Source organism: Sphingomonas sp. 66-10, assembly GCF_001897045.1.
GTDB classification, from domain to species: domain Bacteria; phylum Pseudomonadota; class Alphaproteobacteria; order Sphingomonadales; family Sphingomonadaceae; genus Sphingomonas; species Sphingomonas lycopersici.
Window position 1 is genome coordinate 104,729 of the sequence record NZ_MKRR01000134.1, and the last position, 15,489, is coordinate 120,217.

General features: G+C 64.8%; 14 protein-coding genes and 1 pseudogene. 4 read left to right on the forward strand and 11 right to left on the reverse strand.

The window, feature by feature from the left end; all coding sequences use genetic code 11:
* Both BGN95_RS16725 and BGN95_RS16730 read left to right on the forward strand, forming a co-directional pair.
* A partial coding sequence (locus BGN95_RS16725; RefSeq protein ID WP_286773405.1) for an MFS transporter occupies positions 1-591 on the forward strand: 591 nt, incomplete at its 5' end.
* A gap of 291 nt (positions 592-882) precedes the next feature.
* Entirely contained in the window at positions 883-1,251 is a 369-nt protein-coding gene (locus tag BGN95_RS16730; RefSeq protein WP_286773406.1) for a hydantoinase/oxoprolinase N-terminal domain-containing protein, read from the forward strand.
* On the opposite strand, the gene BGN95_RS16735 is transcribed toward BGN95_RS16730, so the two are convergent.
* The 4 genes from BGN95_RS16735 to BGN95_RS16750 form a co-directional block, all read right to left on the reverse strand.
* Positions 1,232-3,577 (reverse strand): TonB-dependent receptor, encoded by a 2,346-nt coding sequence (locus BGN95_RS16735; protein WP_286773407.1) that lies wholly within the window; start codon positions 3,575-3,577, stop codon positions 1,232-1,234. The two genes, BGN95_RS16730 and BGN95_RS16735, sit on opposite strands and share 20 nt — an antisense overlap.
* 238 nt (positions 3,578-3,815) lie before the next feature.
* Positions 3,816-4,577, reverse strand: coding sequence for a malonate transporter subunit MadM (gene madM, locus BGN95_RS16740; RefSeq protein WP_286773408.1), 762 nt, complete (start codon positions 4,575-4,577; stop codon positions 3,816-3,818).
* On the reverse strand, positions 4,574-4,936 hold the full coding sequence (madL, locus tag BGN95_RS16745) for a malonate transporter subunit MadL (RefSeq protein ID WP_286773409.1): 363 nt from the start codon (positions 4,934-4,936) through the stop codon (positions 4,574-4,576). Before madL ends, madM begins: the two co-directional genes overlap by 4 nt.
* A gap of 27 nt (positions 4,937-4,963) precedes the next feature.
* The gene (locus BGN95_RS16750; protein ID WP_286773410.1) at positions 4,964-5,644 is read right to left on the reverse strand and encodes a GntR family transcriptional regulator; all 681 of its coding nucleotides are present in this window, start codon (positions 5,642-5,644) and stop codon (positions 4,964-4,966) included.
* 130 nt (positions 5,645-5,774) lie between these two features.
* Between BGN95_RS16750 and BGN95_RS16755 the strand changes: the two genes are divergently transcribed.
* A complete protein-coding gene (locus BGN95_RS16755) occupies positions 5,775-7,301 on the forward strand; it encodes a malonate--CoA ligase (RefSeq protein ID WP_286773411.1) in 1,527 nt (508 codons plus the stop codon).
* 127 nt (positions 7,302-7,428) lie between these two features.
* Positions 7,429-8,718, forward strand: a pseudogene (locus BGN95_RS16760) (carboxylesterase/lipase family protein); the annotation flags it as partial.
* Positions 8,719-8,732: 14 nt separating this feature from the next.
* Here the strand turns inward: BGN95_RS16760 and BGN95_RS16765 are convergent.
* From BGN95_RS16765 to BGN95_RS16795, 7 genes are all read right to left on the reverse strand, one after another.
* A complete protein-coding gene (locus BGN95_RS16765; protein ID WP_502688306.1) occupies positions 8,733-10,139 on the reverse strand; it encodes a malonyl-CoA decarboxylase in 1,407 nt (468 codons plus the stop codon).
* A gap of 103 nt (positions 10,140-10,242) precedes the next feature.
* The gene (locus tag BGN95_RS16770) at positions 10,243-11,916 is read right to left on the reverse strand and encodes a GMC oxidoreductase (RefSeq protein WP_286773413.1); all 1,674 of its coding nucleotides are present in this window, start codon (positions 11,914-11,916) and stop codon (positions 10,243-10,245) included.
* A 25-nt stretch (positions 11,917-11,941) separates the two neighbouring features.
* Positions 11,942-12,778, reverse strand: coding sequence for a sugar phosphate isomerase/epimerase family protein (locus BGN95_RS16775; protein ID WP_286773414.1), 837 nt, complete (start codon positions 12,776-12,778; stop codon positions 11,942-11,944).
* Positions 12,775-13,344: a gluconate 2-dehydrogenase subunit 3 family protein gene (locus tag BGN95_RS16780; protein ID WP_286773415.1), complete on the reverse strand. Its 570-nt coding sequence runs from the start codon at positions 13,342-13,344 to the stop codon at positions 12,775-12,777. Before BGN95_RS16780 ends, BGN95_RS16775 begins: the two co-directional genes overlap by 4 nt.
* Positions 13,345-13,371: 27 nt before the next feature.
* Positions 13,372-13,740: a c-type cytochrome gene (locus BGN95_RS16785; RefSeq protein ID WP_286773416.1), complete on the reverse strand. Its 369-nt coding sequence runs from the start codon at positions 13,738-13,740 to the stop codon at positions 13,372-13,374.
* Positions 13,737-14,915 (reverse strand): Gfo/Idh/MocA family protein, encoded by a 1,179-nt coding sequence (locus BGN95_RS16790; protein WP_286773417.1) that lies wholly within the window; start codon positions 14,913-14,915, stop codon positions 13,737-13,739. Before BGN95_RS16790 ends, BGN95_RS16785 begins: the two co-directional genes overlap by 4 nt.
* Positions 14,912-15,489, reverse strand: a 578-nt coding sequence (locus BGN95_RS16795) for a sugar phosphate isomerase/epimerase family protein (protein ID WP_286773418.1), incomplete at its 5' end; no start/stop codon positions are given. The genes BGN95_RS16795 and BGN95_RS16790, both read right to left, overlap by 4 nt.

Below are 15,489 nucleotides of genomic sequence, written 5' to 3' on the forward strand. Positions count from 1 at the left end.
AAGCTGCCGATCAAGGAATTGTTCGCGCCGGCGGTCCGTCGCCAGACGCTGATGCTTGCGACAATGACGGGGCTGAACTTCTTCGGCTATGCGGCCTATAGCGGCTGGCTTACGACCTATCTCTCGGGCGAGCGCGGGTTCGACGCGGCGACAGCGGGCCGCCTCGTCGCCTGGCAATTCGCCGGCAATATCGCGGGCGGTTTCCTTTGGGGGTGGACTGCCGATCGTTTCGGCCGCCGTTTCAACGCGATCGGCTTCCTGATCGCCGCGGCGGCGATCATCGCCTATCTGCTCGCGCCGTCCAGCGTGATCCTGCTTCAGCTCATCGGCCTGATCTATGGCGCATCGCTCTGTTCGAGCGTCACCTGGGGGCCGTGGCTCGCGGAACTCTACCCGCCGCACCTGCAATCGACTGCGGCGTCGATCTTCAACTGGGGCCGCGTCATCAGCTTTTTCGCGCCGCTGATCACCGCGCAGATCGCGGAGAATTTCGGCATGGCCGCGGCAATGGCATCGGCGAGCCTCGCCTTCACGATCGCCGCCGGCCTGTGGCTGGCGCAGCGCGAGACGCTGGCGCGGGCGACGGGGTAGCGAAGAATCTGTCGAACGTCGCCAATCATCCGCGAATGGACGCGGAGCCGATTGTCCGACTCTTTCTTCTGATGCCCGGGAAGGAAGAGTCCTCCCGATGCTGGCTCGCAGCTTGGTATGATCGAGGTCGCGCAAACACTTTCTGATTGAGGACCGCAGCCGAGGTCGCTCGGCGAGTGGAGACCGCTACCCACACGTTTCACCCTCCACCCCACACGTTTCGCGCTTTGCTTTCGAGCGCTGCGCCGGACATCCTTTCGTGCAGGTCGAAGAACAGCATGAAAGAGAAAGATGCGGATCGGCATCGATGTGGGAGGAACAAACACCGACGCGGTGTTGCTCGCCGACGATCAAGTGATCGCCTGGTGCAAATCGCCGACGACGGCCGATGTCAGCTCGGGTATCGTCAACGCGATCCGCGCTTTGCTTGAGCAACGCGACGACGCGCTGGGCCAGATCGATTGCGTGATCATCGGCACCACACATTTCACCAACGCTTTTGTCGAGCGGCGCAATCTGCTGCCGGTCGGCGTGATCCGTATCGGTTACGTACTGACCGTCCCCGCGCATTTTGCCCCACAGGCATTTCGCTTTTGGCTGAGCAAACCGCACAAGATCGCCGCGGATCAATCATCCATTTTCAGTGCGGGCCGAATTTGAAATCCAATGCCACGCCGATCGTGCGGATCGCGGACGAAGTGAGCCACGCGGTCTGATAATGGCCGTTGGTTGTGATGGCCGAGAAAAAGCGGGTGTTGAACAGATTGCGCCCGAATACGGCCGCGCTCCACCGTCCGTCCGCTGAGCGCAAGCCGATCTGGCCGCCGAAGATGCCGTAACCGCGCTGATAGGTCGTCGGGTCGTTGGTCGCGCTGAAATAGACCGAGCTGCGGTAATTATAGTTTGCGCGAACGAAGCCGGTGAGATCATCCGACAGCGGTGCCTCGTAACTGCCGTTGAGCGAGAAGGTGAATTTCGGCGAATTTGGGAGCACCTTCCCGGTGTTGTTGAAGAAATTCGTCGCCGGAACGACGGTGTCGGTCCCCGGGATGATCGTACTGCTGAAGCAGCCGGGTTGCCCGGTATAAGCGCAGGTGGCGTTGGGGAAATAGGCGTAGCGCGCGTCGATCCAGGCGGTATTGCCGCTGATCGTCAGCCGCGAGGTCGGCCGCGCGGTGAAATCCACCTCCACGCCGCGGCTCTGCACGCGACCGGCATTGGCGATCTGCAGGATCGAGAATTGCTGGTTGTTGACGATGAACGGTGTCGCGATCTGGGTCTGAAAATCCTTGATGAGCGTCTTATACACAGAGACGTTGAATACGAGCTTTCGATCGAACCACGAGGATTTCACGCCGATTTCGGTATTGGTCGGGATTTCCGGGTTGGAGAATAAAGGCTGGCCAAGCTGATAGGCGCTGACCAGCCCGATCCCCGGCCCCTTATAGCCGCGCGAGCGCGTGACATAGAGCATCACATCGGGATTGAATTTATATTCCATCCCCAATTTGTACGAAAAGTTGTCCGCGCCGCGCGTGCTGGGGTAATTATCCTTGTCGAAGGACAAGGGCTGAGAGCCGGGAAAAGCGATATCGCTTTCCACGAGTTTGACGCGGTTGTATTTGACCATCGTAACGTCGTCGCGCGTATAGCGGCCGCCGGCGATCAGCGTGAATTGCGGCGCGACATTGATGTTCGCCTGTCCGAACACCGCATAATTGAGCGTCTTGATATCGGGATTGGCATTCCGGCTGTAATAATCCGTCGATCCGGTGGTGGGCAGGAACAGTTGCCCGCGCTGCGGATAGGTCGATTGCAGGCTCTGGTTGAAATAATAAAGGCCGGCGACGTAATCGACCAACCCGCGTTTGGGCGAGGCGATGCGCAATTCCTCGGTGAATTGCTGCTGTTGCCCGTCCGCGCCGTTGATCGGGAATACCGGCGTATCGGATTGGCCGGTATCGGTATTGTCGTTGATCAGCCAACGCCGGAATGCGGTGATCGAGGTCAGGGTGAAATCGCCGATCTCGCGGTTGATCTCGAGCGAGGTGCCCCATTGCACCATCTTCATGAAAACGTCGCCGCCGACGATCGTCTTGTTGTTGTCGTAACTTGGCGTGACCCCATAAGCGGCAAGTCGCGAGATCAGATAATCCGCCGACGGCTTGCCGCCCGTCGCGCCGCCATAGACATTGCCGACGAAAACCGATTGGCAGCAAGCGGACCTATGCTTCCCCCAGTCCGCAGCGAGCAGCACGCTCAATTCGTCCGATGGCGTGTAGAGCAATTTGGCACGGAGGGCGCCTTCGGTCGCGCCGCCCAGCGTCTCCTTGCGATTGACGTTTTCGATAAAGCCGTCGCGGTGGTTGAGATAGCCGCTCACGCGGAAGGCGAGATTGTCGGCGATCGGCAGATTGGCGACCCCCTGCAGCTTCGTCTCGTTATCGGTGCCGTAGGTGACACGCCCCTCGAACGCGAGATCCTGCGTCGGGTTGCGCGTGGTGATGCTGACCACGCCGAGCGAGCCGCCCTTGCCGAACAACATGCCCTGTGGCCCGCGCAGCACGTCGACCTGTGCGACGTCGGCGAGATCGCCGGTGCCCATGCCCGGCCGCCCGAGCACCACGCCGTCGACCACCACGCTCACGCTCTGTTCGGTGCCGTCGGCGAAGGCCGAGGTGCCGACGCCGCGGATGATGAAGCCGTTGCCGCGGACGCTGTTCGATTCCGCGAACTGCACGCTCGGCGCGAGGAAGCGGATGTCGGTGATGTTGGTAAGGTTCGCCGCCTTCAGCAGATCGCCGCTGACCGAGCTGACCGCGACCGGCACATCCTGCAACCGCTCGGCGCGTTTTTGCGCGGTGACGACGATATCGACAACACCGGCATTCTCATGCGCCGGTACCGGCGGCACCTTCTGCGCCTGGGCCTCCGCCACCGTCGGCAGCGCGAGCGCGCACACCGATACCCCCCACCATTTCAGCATTACTTCCCCCTCCAACAACTCTATGACAGCGCAGTCATTTTTGAACGCGCAAGTCGTCTGCTCGCTCCTCAAGAATTATACGGAATGCGCCCGATCGGCGGCTGAACGCATGCCCCTGTCGCTCAAAGTTTAAACTTCGTATTCATTTCCGGCCGATCCTGTCAAATACTAATTGCGCTGTTGTATGCGTATCGGCACATTTCAAGCTCTATCATATACAAGCGAGCTCTACGGGCGATCACGCCAACTGGTTCATGATAAGGAAGAATATCGACGGCGCGACGAGGCAGCCGATCCCGGTGTGGAAGGTCGCTGTCAGTGCGCCATAGGGCACCAGCCGCGGATCGGTCGCGGCGAGCCCGCCCGTCACGCCGCTCACCGTGCCCATCAGCCCGCCGAAGGCCATCGCGCTGCGCGGATTGTCGAGCCCGATGAACCGTGCGACGAACGGAGTCGCGGTCATGACCAGCACGGCCTTGAGCACGCCGGTGGCGATCGACAGCGCGATCACCGGCGAGGAGGCGCCGAGCGCGGCGCCGGTGACCGGCCCGACGATATAGGTGATCGCGCCCGCGCCGATCGTGGTCAGCGACACGGCGTCGCGATAGCCGAACCCCCAGGCGACGCCGGCGCCGATGACGAACGGCACGATCGTGCCGAGCGCCATCGCGACGACGCCGATCGTCCCGGCCTTGCGCGCCTCCTTTACGTCGACCTCGAAGGCGGTGGCGACGATCGCGAAATCGCGCAGCATTGCGCCGCCCATCAGCGCGAGCCCGGCGAACATCGGGATATCCGCCAGCCCCTTTTTTCCGCCCGTCATCGCGCCGCCCAGCCACGCCAGCGCCAGCGCGGCGAGGATCGCGATCGCGCTGGCATGGATCCGCCCGGCGGTCAGCCGCCGCGAGACGAAGGCGCTCGCCAGCATCAACGCGCCGACCAGCGCGAAGGCAAGCACTAGCCCCTGCTCGACGACGATCTTGTGGAGCACCTCGCTCATGCCGCGCCCTTCGCGAGCCGGCCGAGCGGGATGACCAGCGCGAAGCAAACCGCGACCGAGACGACGCCCGCCGTCAGCACCATCGGGCCGCCCTCGACCGCGGCGAGCACATTCTGCTGCGCGGCCATCGCCACCACGATCGGGATATAGAGCAACGCCCAGAATTCGACGCCGAGCCGAAGCCCGGGGGTCAGCATGCCGCGCTGCCCCAGCCAGGCCTTGGCGGCGATCAGGCAGATCATTGCCAGCCCCACTCCGCCGACATTGGCCTTGACGTCGAGCATGATCCCCAGCGCTTCGCCGAGCGCCGCACCCAGCAAGGTGCACAGCGCGAGCAGCGCCGTTCCGTATATCGCCAATTCTCCCCCCTCCCGGTTAGCGCAGCGCTAGCCCCCCGGCCCGCTCTGCTGCTTGGTCGTAAAGCGTTCCAGCGCGATCGCCGCGTTGAACATATGCGCGCGCATCCGCCGCGCGGCTTCCTCGCCGTCGGCGCGCATGATGGCGTCGAGCACATCGCCATGCTCCGCGCGCGAGCGCGTAGGACGCCCGCTTTCGCGCAATTGCGTGCGGCGGAAGGCGGCGATGCGATCGCGCAGCGCCGCCGCCTGCTCGGCGATGAAGGCGTTGTGCGTGCCGTCGTATATCGTCTGGTGGAAAGTCCAGTTGAGGCGATCGTAAGCGTCGATGTCCCCGGCGGCGACCATCGCCGCGGATTCTTCGTGAAGCTGCGCCAGCCGGCTGCGCTCGATCGGGTTCATGCGATAGGCGGCAAGCCGGACGCACATCGCCTCCACCTCGGCCGCCATTTCGAACATATCGACGATACGCTCGGCGGTGAAGCCGGTGACGATCGCGCCGCGACGCGGACGCACTTCGACCAGTCCGACCGCCGCGAGTTGGCGGATCGCCTCGCGTACCGGGGTGCGCGAGGCGCCGAACCGGTCGCCGATCTGCTGCTCGTCCAGCGCCCGGCCCGATGGGAGAGTGCCGGCGGTGATCTCGTCCGCCAGCGCGACGCGAATGCGCTCCGAAAGCAGCAGTCCGGGGAAGTCGTCGGGTGAATCCATGCCTGGAGCTTTGCATGCGCAACTTTACAGATCAAGTAATCTTGCATACATTCGGTCTGCTCCGCTGTGCTGCGCGAACGAGAGCCTCGAACGGCAGTTTTTCCGACGTGCGAAGATGAAAAGGGAATCGATGGCGCAGGATATCCTCTCGACCTTTCGGCAGCGTGCCACGACGACTCCCGATGCGCCGTTCCTGATTCTGCCCGATGGCGCGGTGATCACCTATGCCGCCGCGTTCGACCGCAGCCTGCGGATGGCGGGGTTGTTCCGCGCCCTCGGCATCGCGCCCGGCGACAGGATCGCGGTGCAGGTCGAAAAGGGCCCGGAGGCACTGCTCGCCTATTTCGGCGCGATGGCCGCGGGGGCGGTCTATCTGCCGCTCAATACCGCTTATACGCCCGCCGAAATACGCTTTTTTCTCACCGATGCGGGCGCGGCGCTGTTCATCCACCGCCCGGAAGACGAGGCCGCGATGGCCGCGCTATGCGACGAGATCGGCGTGACGCGGCGGCTGACGCTCGGCGCGGACGGCAGCGGTACTTTGGTCGCGGCGGCGGCGCAGCATGAGGCGGAGGATAAGGTGCCGTCAGTTGCCGCCGACGATCTCGCGGCGATCCTCTATACCTCGGGCACGACCGGCCGGTCGAAGGGGGCGATGCTGACCCACGGCAATCTCGCCTCCAACGCCGCAACCCTCGCCGATTACTGGCGCTTCACCGCCGACGACCGGTTGCTTCACGCGCTGCCGATCTTCCACACCCACGGGCTGTTCGTCGCGACCAACACCACGATCGTCGCGGGCAGCGCGATGATCCTGCTGCCGCGGTTCGACGCCGCGGAGCTGGTGCGGCTGATGCCCGGCGCGAGCGTGATGATGGGGGTGCCGACCTTCTATACGCGCCTGCTGGCCGCCCCCGGCTTCACCCGCGACGTCGCGCGGCACATGCGGCTGTTCGTCTCCGGCTCGGCACCGTTGTCGGCGGAAACGCACAGGGAATTCAGCGCGTTGACCGGGCATGCCATTCTCGAACGCTATGGCATGACCGAAACCAATATGAACACCTCCAACCCCTATGACGGGGAGCGCGTGCCGGGCAGCGTGGGCTTCCCGCTGCCGGGAGTCGAGTTGCGCATCACCGATCCCGCGAGCGGCGCGGTGCTGCCGGCCGGTGAGACCGGGATGATCGAGGTGCGCGGGCCGAACGTGTTCAAGGGCTATTGGCAATTGCCCGACAAGACCGCCGAAGAACTGCGCCTCAACGGCTATTTCATCACCGGCGATCTCGGGGTTATCGACGCGCGCGGCTATGTCTCGATCGTCGGGCGCGCCAAGGATCTGATCATCTGCGGCGGATTCAACGTCTATCCTGCGGAGATCGAGGCGCTGCTCGATGCGGTTCCGGGTGTCGCCGAAAGCGCGGTGATCGGCGTGCCGCATCCGGACATGGGCGAAGGCGTGGTCGCGGTCCTGCAGCGCCGCGACCCGGCGCTCGACGAAGCGCGGGTGATGGCCGCGTTGGACGGCCAGCTGGCGCGCTTCAAACAGCCGCGCCGCATCGTCTTCGTCTCCGAGCTGCCGCGCAACACGATGGGCAAGATCCAGAAAAAGCAATTGCGCGAGGCGTATCGGGATTTGTTCGCAGCGCCCGGGGCGTAAGGCGGTGACGCGGCTCGATCGGCGCGATTTCCTCACGCTCGCCGCGGGTGCGGCGTTCACGGCATGCGGCGGTGCCGCACGGGCTGGCACCGGCGATGGGCCGATCGTGGCGACCCGGCTTGGCCGGGTGCGCGGGCGCGCCGAGGCCGGGATCCGCATCTTCACCGCTATTCCTTATGGCCGCGCGGCACGTTTCGCCGCGCCACGCCCCGCGTTGGCGTGGCGCGATATCCTCGACGCGACCCGGCCCGCCGCGGTCGCGCCACAGCCGCCCGGGCCGATGCCGCGCGAAGGTCGGATGAGCGAGGATTGCCTGCAGCTCAACATCTGGGCGCCTTCCGGCCCCGGCCCCTACCCCGTTTATTTCTATATCCACGGCGGCGGCAACGAAACGGGGTGGAGCGGCGATGCCGGCCATGCCGGCGACCGCTTCGCGGCGCACGATGTGGTGTGCGTCACCGCCAATTATCGCGTTGGCGCACTCGGCTATCTCGAACTGGGCGAATTACTCGGCGCGCATTGGGCGGGGAGCGGCAACAATGGCATGCGCGACATTCTGCTCGCGCTGCGCTGGGTGCGCGCCAATATCGCGGCGTTCGGCGGTGATCCGGCCCGGATCACGATCGCGGGGGAATCGGCCGGCGGCAAGAATGTCGCGGCGCTGATGGGAATGCCCGCGGCGGACGGGCTTTATGCGCGTGCGGCGATCTACAGCGGCGGCGGGGAGACCGTGCTGCCCCCCCAGGAGGCGCGCGAGGTCGCGCGGCTCTATGCCGGGAAGCTGGGCGGTGCGGCGCGGCTGCGCACCGCGCCGGTGGAGGCGATCCTCGCCGCGCAGGCCGCGGCGAAGGCCGCTTGGCCGCGCAATTATCCATTTCGCGCGATGGTCGACGGCGCAACACTCCCGCAGGCGCCACTCGAACGGGTCGCCGCCGGTCGCGCCCCGCGAGTGCCCTTGCTGATCGGCACCAATGCCGACGAAAGCCGGCTGTTTCTGACGCCCGAGCAAGCCGCCGGCCCCCTGCTGCCGCATTATATCGCCAATGAGAACATGGCGCGGATGAAGGCGCTCGATGCGGCCTATGCCCGCGCTTTCCCGACGCTGTCGGTGGCCGAACGCCACTGGCGACTGATGACGGCCGAGGAATATGGCATGCCGTGCCTGCGCCTCGCCGAAGGTCATGCCGCGCATGGGGCGCCGGTCTATCGCTATCGGCTGACCTATCCCGCGCCGGGCGGCGCGTTCGCGGGGCATAGCCCGCATGTCCTCGACGTGCCCTTCACCTTCGATCACGCCACCCAGCCCGGGTTCGCAGCGCTGTTCGGGCTGTCCGCCGCCGATCAGCCGTTCGCCGACACGGTGCATCGGGCGGTGATCCGGTTCGTCGCCGGGGGCGCCCCCGCCGCGCCGAGGTTGCCGGCTTGGCGCGGTTATGAGGCGATGCGCCGTGAGACAATGGTGCTGTCACACCATTCGACGCTCGACTCTGATCCGGATCGCGTCGAACGGCTGATCTGGGCGGGGGCCAGCGCTCGCACGCCGGGCGCCGCCGCGACAGTACGCTCGCGGGCATAAGCGCGGTGGTTCGCCTCGACCGTGGCGAGATCGTAGAGATAGTTGACCATCAGCCCACCGGCCTGTGCCAGCCCGCGTTTGCTGGTATCGCCGAGCCAGCATAAGTGTTCGAGCGCCGCACCGTTGCCGATATGAAAGCGCGCGACGGGATCGATCAGCCGGCCGCGATGATCGCGCTCGACGAGGAAATAACGCGCGGCCAGCGCAAGCCGGGCTTGGCGGCGCGGATCGCCTTCATTCCATGAAGCGTCGGGGTCGCCATCCGCCAACGATGCTGCCGCCGCGGCGTCGCCGCGCGCTGCCGCAGCTTTCAACCACGCGGTAAATCCTGGCACCGGGGATAGCGTGACGAAGGTTTCCAGCCCGGGAAATTCGCCTTTAAGGTCGTCGACCACCTGCTTGATCAGGAACTGCCCGAACGAAATGCCGGCGAGCCCCGGCTGGCAATTGGAAATCGAATAAAAGGTCGCAACGCGCGCCCGTTCCGGCGCCATGACGATGCGATCGGCCGCGAGCAGCGACTGGATCGACCCAGGTACGGCATCGGTCAACGCCACCTCGACGAAGATCAGCGGCTCGTCGCCCATTGCCGGATGGAAGAAGCCGTAGCAACGGCGGTCAGCCGGGAGCAGGCGGTCGCGCAACTCATCCCAGGTGGCGATCGAATGCACCGCCTCATAGCGGATGATCCGCTCCAGCAGGTCCGCGGGGCTCGACCAGTCGATCCGCCTGAGAACGAGAAAGCCGCGGTTGAACCACGAATAGAGCAGATGAACGAAGTCCGCATCGAATGCGGAAAGCACCGGGCGCTCGCGCATCAGCCGCAATATGTCGGCGCGCATCGCAACCAGCGCAGCGGTGGCGTTGGGCGCCTGGTTGAGCCGCCGCAGCAACTCCTGCCGCGGGGGTTCGGCGGCCTTACTGACGCGGCCGAGCGCGTCGGCCGAAGGCGCCGCGCGATAGGCGTCGAGCGCGCGCTCGATCGCCGCGGGGTCGGCGCCGAACTGCTCGGCCAAGGCGCCGAGGAATTCGCCCTTGGCGCCGACATCGAGCCCGCCATAAGCCGCGAGGAGCTGCTGCGCGGTGGCGATCCCCGACGACTGGCTGCGTTCCTCCAGCAATTGCTGCGCGAGGCGAAGCGGCAGGCCCGGATCGCCGGCCTCCGCGCCATCCGTTCCTCCTCGCGCGCCCCGCCGCCACCGTTGGCGCGCGCCGGTTAACAGGGAATCGAGCAGGTCGTTGACGAATCGCGAGCTCGGCATTCGCGTACTCCCAAAAGGCGTAATTTAGCCAATATGTACGCGAAATACAGTAAATCGTCTCTATATGTATTCCTTATGGCCCATATATCTCGATTCGAACATATTAGCCCCTGAGCTGGCGGACCGCATGATCCGCCGCGCGCGCTGTGAGGGCCATGAAGGTAAGCGACGGATTGACGCACGATGCGGACGCCATTTGCGCCCCGTCGGTGACGAACAGATTGGCGGCATCATGCGCCTGGCTCCATTTGTTGAGCACCGAAGCGCGCGGGTCGGCGCCCATCCGCGCCCCACCCATTTCGTGGATCGCGTCGCCGGGCACATGCTCCTCCTCAAGCGTCGAGACATTGGTCATCCCGACCGCCCTCAGCATCGCTTCGCCCTGCGCGCGGGCGTCGGCGATCATCCGCAATTCGTTATCGCGGAACCGCACGTCGAAGCGCATCAGCGGCATGCCGAAACGATCGACCTTGGCGGGATCGAGCGACACCGCATTGTCGGCGTAAGGCAGGCATTCGCCGAACGCCATCATCGTGAACTTCCAGCCGCCGTAACGGCGCATGCCGTGCTTCATCGATGCGCCGAAACCGATCGGCGCCGCCGCCTCGCGCCGCGCGCCGCCTTGATAACCGTAGCCACGCGTGAAGCCGAGGCCCTCGTCGCCATTCATATTGCGGAAACGGGGAATATAGATCGCGCCGGGGCGGCGGCCATATTCGATATAGTCTTCCATTCCAGGAATGTCGCCGCTCGTCCGGACCCGGAAGATGTGATCCATCACATAGCGGCCGAGCGTACCGCTGCTGTCGAAATGGCTGCGCGCGCTCCCCGCCGGGCGCGAGTTGAGCAATATCTGGGTCGATGCCATCGCCGACGCGCAAAGGAAGACGAGATCGGCGTTGACCATTTCGGCCTGCCCGGTCGTCGCATCGACGAAGCGCACACCGGTGACGCGCTTTTTCGTCGCGTCATAATCAAGGCTGGTCACCACCGCGTCGGATCGCAGCGTCAGACGACCGGTCGCGCGGGCCGCGGGGAGCGTGACCGCCTGGGTGGAGAAATAGGCACCGAACGCGCAGCCGTTGGCGCATTGATTGCGGAACTGGCATTTCGTGCGGTTCTGATCGGGCCGGTCTTCGGTCAGATTGGCCAGCCGGGCATTGATCAGCCTGCGCCCGGGAAATTGCGTTTCGAGCCGCTGCTTGAACCATTTTTCCGCGATGTTCATCGGCATCGGTGGCTGAAAGTCGCTATCGGGGAGATAGGGAAGATTGTCGCGCGAGCCCGAGACGCCGATATATCGCTCGACATAACTGTACCAGGGGGCGAGGTCCTCATAGCGGATCGGCCAATCCCCATCCACGCCCTCGCGCTTGTTCGCGGCGAAATCGTCCGGGCCCCAGCGGAACACCCAGCGCGACCAGATCAGCGATTTGCCGCCAACCGCGGCCGGCCTGATCCAGTAGAATTTGCTGCCCTCGCCGTAAGCATAGGGATTTATTCGATCGTTATTGTAGAAAGCCATGTTGCTCGGCGAGACATAGCCGTGTTTCGAGATGAAATAGTCGCTCTCGATCAGCCGCGCAGGCATCTCGTTACGCGCCGGCACTTCATAGGCGGGGCGCCCGTCATACGTATAATCCTCGCCGTGCTCGACGGCGCGGCCGCGATCGAGCATTAGCACGCGCAGCCCCTTTTCGGTGAGCTCCTTCGCGGCGAGCCCGCCGCTCACCCCCGAACCGACGACGATCGCTTCGAACCTGTTGGTCGAAGCCATATATTCCCTCCCCCAAGGATCGCGGTCAGACGCGCAGCGCGCGGAGCGCGGCGAAACTCTTGCTGATATCAGGGAGGTAAGGCGCCGGGGCCTGATCGTTCTCGACATAGAAATGACGCACCCCGGCCGCGCTTCTCAGCTTGAACAAGGCCGCAAAATCGATCGTCCCCGCGCCTATTGCGGCCATGCCGCCATCGGCCCGCATGTCCTTGACATGGAAAGCATAAAGCCGCTCCGATAGCTGATCGATAAGCGCGGCGACTTTCTCTCCGGCACGCGTCGCCCAATAAAGATCGAGTTCGATCTTCACCGCCGTGGGATCGGTTTCGCGCATCAGGCGATCGAACAGGCTGACCCCGCCCGGTTTGTTGACGAACTCGAATTCGTGATTGTGATAGGCAAAACCCAGCCCGGCGGTTTTGAGATCGGCGGCGAAACGGGTGAAATGGTCGAGTGCGCTCTGCCATCCCGGCCCGCTGCGATGTTCGGGCATCATATAGGCCACGATGACCGTATCCGCGCCGAGCGTCTTGGCCATCGCGACGCTCTGCTCGAAATTGTTACGCAATGCGTCGAAGCCGACATGGATCGACGGCGCCTTGAGCCCGAGCCGGTCGAGCGTCGCGCGCAGCAGGGCGTGGTCCATCTTTTCGTAATTGGCGCCGCCGAACTCGACTTCGCGATAACCGATACGCGCGACCTTCTCGAGCGTGCCGAGCGGATTTTTCTCGAAGATGTCGCGCACGGTATAGAGTTGCAGGCCGATCGGTCCGACCTGCGCCGCGCCGACCGGCAAGTTGATAGCGGCGGCCGCAACCGTAGCGGCGGCGCACGAAAGCAGATTTCTGCGTGTAACGGTCATGCGGAATATACCTTGTTGATTTTAGAGTAGAGAAACGCGCCGTCATACTCGCCCGGCACCGGGAGATATTCGCGCTCCTGGGTCATCCCGATCTCCGACGTGTAATAACCGGTGATGACGAGCTGCCGGAACAATTCGAAGAATGCAGGGGCGGCAGGCAGATTATTGTTCATCGCCAGCGCCAGCAGCGCATCCTGTTGCGCGGGCGTCGCATTCACCGCGGACACGCCGTAATCGCTTATGCTCCGCGCCTCGATCGCATCGAGCCCGGCGACGATCGGCACGCGATCCTCGGGGAGCGCCCAATCGGCGAGCAGTTTCTCGATATAATCGGGCACGCCAGCGGCAAGCGCGCCGGGCGTATCGGTGGTCGGGATGACGCGTTCGCTCAGCGCGGCCATCAACGCGCGCTGTGCAGGCGTAAACACCGCCGCGCTCGGCGGACCATCGGCAATGACCGGAACCGCGGTCGGGGGCACGGTCGCGGCGGCGCGTGCGATCGGCGCAAAGACCTGCGCGCCGAACAGCCCGATGACGCCGGCGAGCGCCGCTCTGCGATCAATCATTGCCCCCTCCTGTTGGTGCCATCACTGTCATTTGGCGCGCTGGCTTTTCAGATAGGCGATGATCGCCGTGCGTTTCGCTGGATCGGGCGTGCCGATACGCATCCGCACGCCAGGAATCTTCTTGGCCGGGTTGGCGAGAAATTCGTTGAGCGAGGCCTCGTCCCAGTTGAGCTTCGCGCGCCTCAGCGCAGGCGAATAAGCAAAACCGGGCACCGTCCCTGCGGCGCGCCCCACCACCCCGTGAAGATTGGGGCCCAGCCCGTTCTTGCCACCCCTCTCGACGGTGTGGCAGGCGCGGCATGCGGCGAAGGCCGGCGGGGCGGGCGCGCTCTGCGCAAGCGCCGGCACGGCGATCGCGATCGCCGCCGCGGCCGCCAATCCCACATATAGTCTCATGTCTCCACGTCGCTCCATTTCTCCGCCGATGCGGCGTTGGCGACCGCGGTCTCGGCGAACCGCATCGTGCGCAATCCTTCGGTGAGGCCAGGGAGCCAGCAACAATTGTCCGGCTGCGGCGCCGGGCCGTTGCGAATGCTCGCGGCGAATGCGCGATAGATATTGGCAAATGCTTCGATATATCCCTCGGGATGGCCCGCCGGGGTTCGCGTGAGCGCCAGCGTGCGCCGGTCGAGCCCCGGCCCGCCGGCGCGGATCATTTCAGCGGGACGATCCAGCCAGCGCAGCATCAGCGTGTTCGGCTCCATTTGCGCCCATTCCAGCCCGCCCAATTCGCCGTGGATCTTAAGCCTCAATCCGTTTTCCTCGCCGGCGGCGACCTGTGTGGCCTTCAGGACGCCGCGCGCGCCGCCGCGGAAGCGCAGCAACATACTCACATCGTCGTCCAGCCGCCGGGCCGGCACATGTGTCGCGAGCTCGGCGCAAATCGCCTCGACCCGCAAACCGGCAACATGTTCAGCCAACTGGAACGCATGGGTGGCGATATCGCCGAGGCATCCACCAAGCCCGGCGCGCGCCGGATCGGTTCGCCATTCGGCCTGCTTGTTTCCCTCCGCGTCGATCGGTCTGCTGAGCCAGCCTTGCAGATACTCGATCTGAACCAGCCGGATCGCGCCGAAATCGCCCCGCGCCACGCGTAGCCGCGCTTCCTCGACCAAGGGATAGCCGCAATAGGTGAAGGCGAGTGCGAAGGCCCGCCCGCTGCGGGCCGCCGCCTGCGCGACCGCCTCGGCCTGGGCCATATTCAGCGCCATCGGCTTTTCGCACAGGACGTGGAAACCGGCGTCGAGCGCGGCGATCGCCACCGGTGCATGAAGATGGTTGGGCGTGACGATCGCGATCGCATCGATGCGCTGGCGCGCCGGCAATGCGCGCTCGTGATCGATCAGATCGGTGAACGACGCATAGATGCGCCGTGGATCCAGCCCGAGCCGTTCGCCGGTCCGCGCGTTGCGCGCTGCATCGGTGCTGAACGCGCCCGCGGTCATCACCCACGCGCCGTCGAGGGCGGCGGCCATACGGTGGATCGCGCCGATGAAAGCCCCTTCGCCGCCGCCCACCATACCGAGCCGGAGCGGGCCGTTCTCGATCCAATCGTCCCCGCCCGCGATCATTGATCCGGCCGCCGTGGCGCGATGCCCAGGATCGCGTGGACCGACTCCCGCCCCACGCCGCTCGATGCGAAATCATCGAACGCCTGCTCAGTGCGGCGGACGATATGATTTCGGATGAAGGATGCGCCTTCGCGCGCGCCGTCCTCGGCGCGTTTCAACGCACATTCCCATTCCAATACCGCCCATCCAGCATAGTCATATTGCGCCAGCTTGCTGAAGATCGTCCGGAAATCGACGTGCCCGTCGCCGGGAGAGCGGAAGCGCCCCGGGCGGTCGACCCAATGCTGATAACCGCCATAGACCCCGGATCGCCCGGTCGGATTGAATTCGGCGTCCTTGACGTGGAAGCAGGCGATTCGCGCGTGATAACGGTCGATGAAATCAAGATAGTCGAGCTGCTGCAGCACGAAATGCGAGGGATCGAACAGGATGCACGCGCGCGGATGATCGCCGGTGGCGGCAAGGAAACGCTCCCATGACGCGCCGTCATGCAGGTCCTCCCCGGGATGCAATTCGAAGGCGCAATCGACCCCGGCTTCGTCGAACGTGTCGAGAATGGGGATCCAGCGCCGTG

Bases quoted from the DNA above. Each gene is read 5' to 3' on its own strand.
- BGN95_RS16730 (WP_286773406.1), top strand. From the start codon at position 883: ATGCGGATCGGCATCGATGTGGGAGGAACAAACACCGACGCGGTGTTG.
- BGN95_RS16735 (WP_286773407.1), bottom strand. From the start codon at position 3,577: ATGCTGAAATGGTGGGGGGTATCGGTGTGCGCGCTCGCGCTGCCGACG.
- madM (WP_286773408.1), bottom strand. From the start codon at position 4,577: ATGAGCGAGGTGCTCCACAAGATCGTCGTCGAGCAGGGGCTAGTGCTT.
- BGN95_RS16750 (WP_286773410.1), bottom strand. From the start codon at position 5,644: ATGGATTCACCCGACGACTTCCCCGGACTGCTGCTTTCGGAGCGCATT.
- BGN95_RS16755 (WP_286773411.1), top strand. From the start codon at position 5,775: ATGGCGCAGGATATCCTCTCGACCTTTCGGCAGCGTGCCACGACGACT.
- BGN95_RS16765 (WP_502688306.1), bottom strand. From the start codon at position 10,139: ATGCCGAGCTCGCGATTCGTCAACGACCTGCTCGATTCCCTGTTAACC.
- BGN95_RS16770 (WP_286773413.1), bottom strand. From the start codon at position 11,916: ATGGCTTCGACCAACAGGTTCGAAGCGATCGTCGTCGGTTCGGGGGTG.
- BGN95_RS16775 (WP_286773414.1), bottom strand. From the start codon at position 12,778: ATGACCGTTACACGCAGAAATCTGCTTTCGTGCGCCGCCGCTACGGTT.
- BGN95_RS16780 (WP_286773415.1), bottom strand. From the start codon at position 13,344: ATGATTGATCGCAGAGCGGCGCTCGCCGGCGTCATCGGGCTGTTCGGC.
- BGN95_RS16785 (WP_286773416.1), bottom strand. From the start codon at position 13,740: ATGAGACTATATGTGGGATTGGCGGCCGCGGCGGCGATCGCGATCGCC.
- BGN95_RS16790 (WP_286773417.1), bottom strand. From the start codon at position 14,915: ATGATCGCGGGCGGGGACGATTGGATCGAGAACGGCCCGCTCCGGCTC.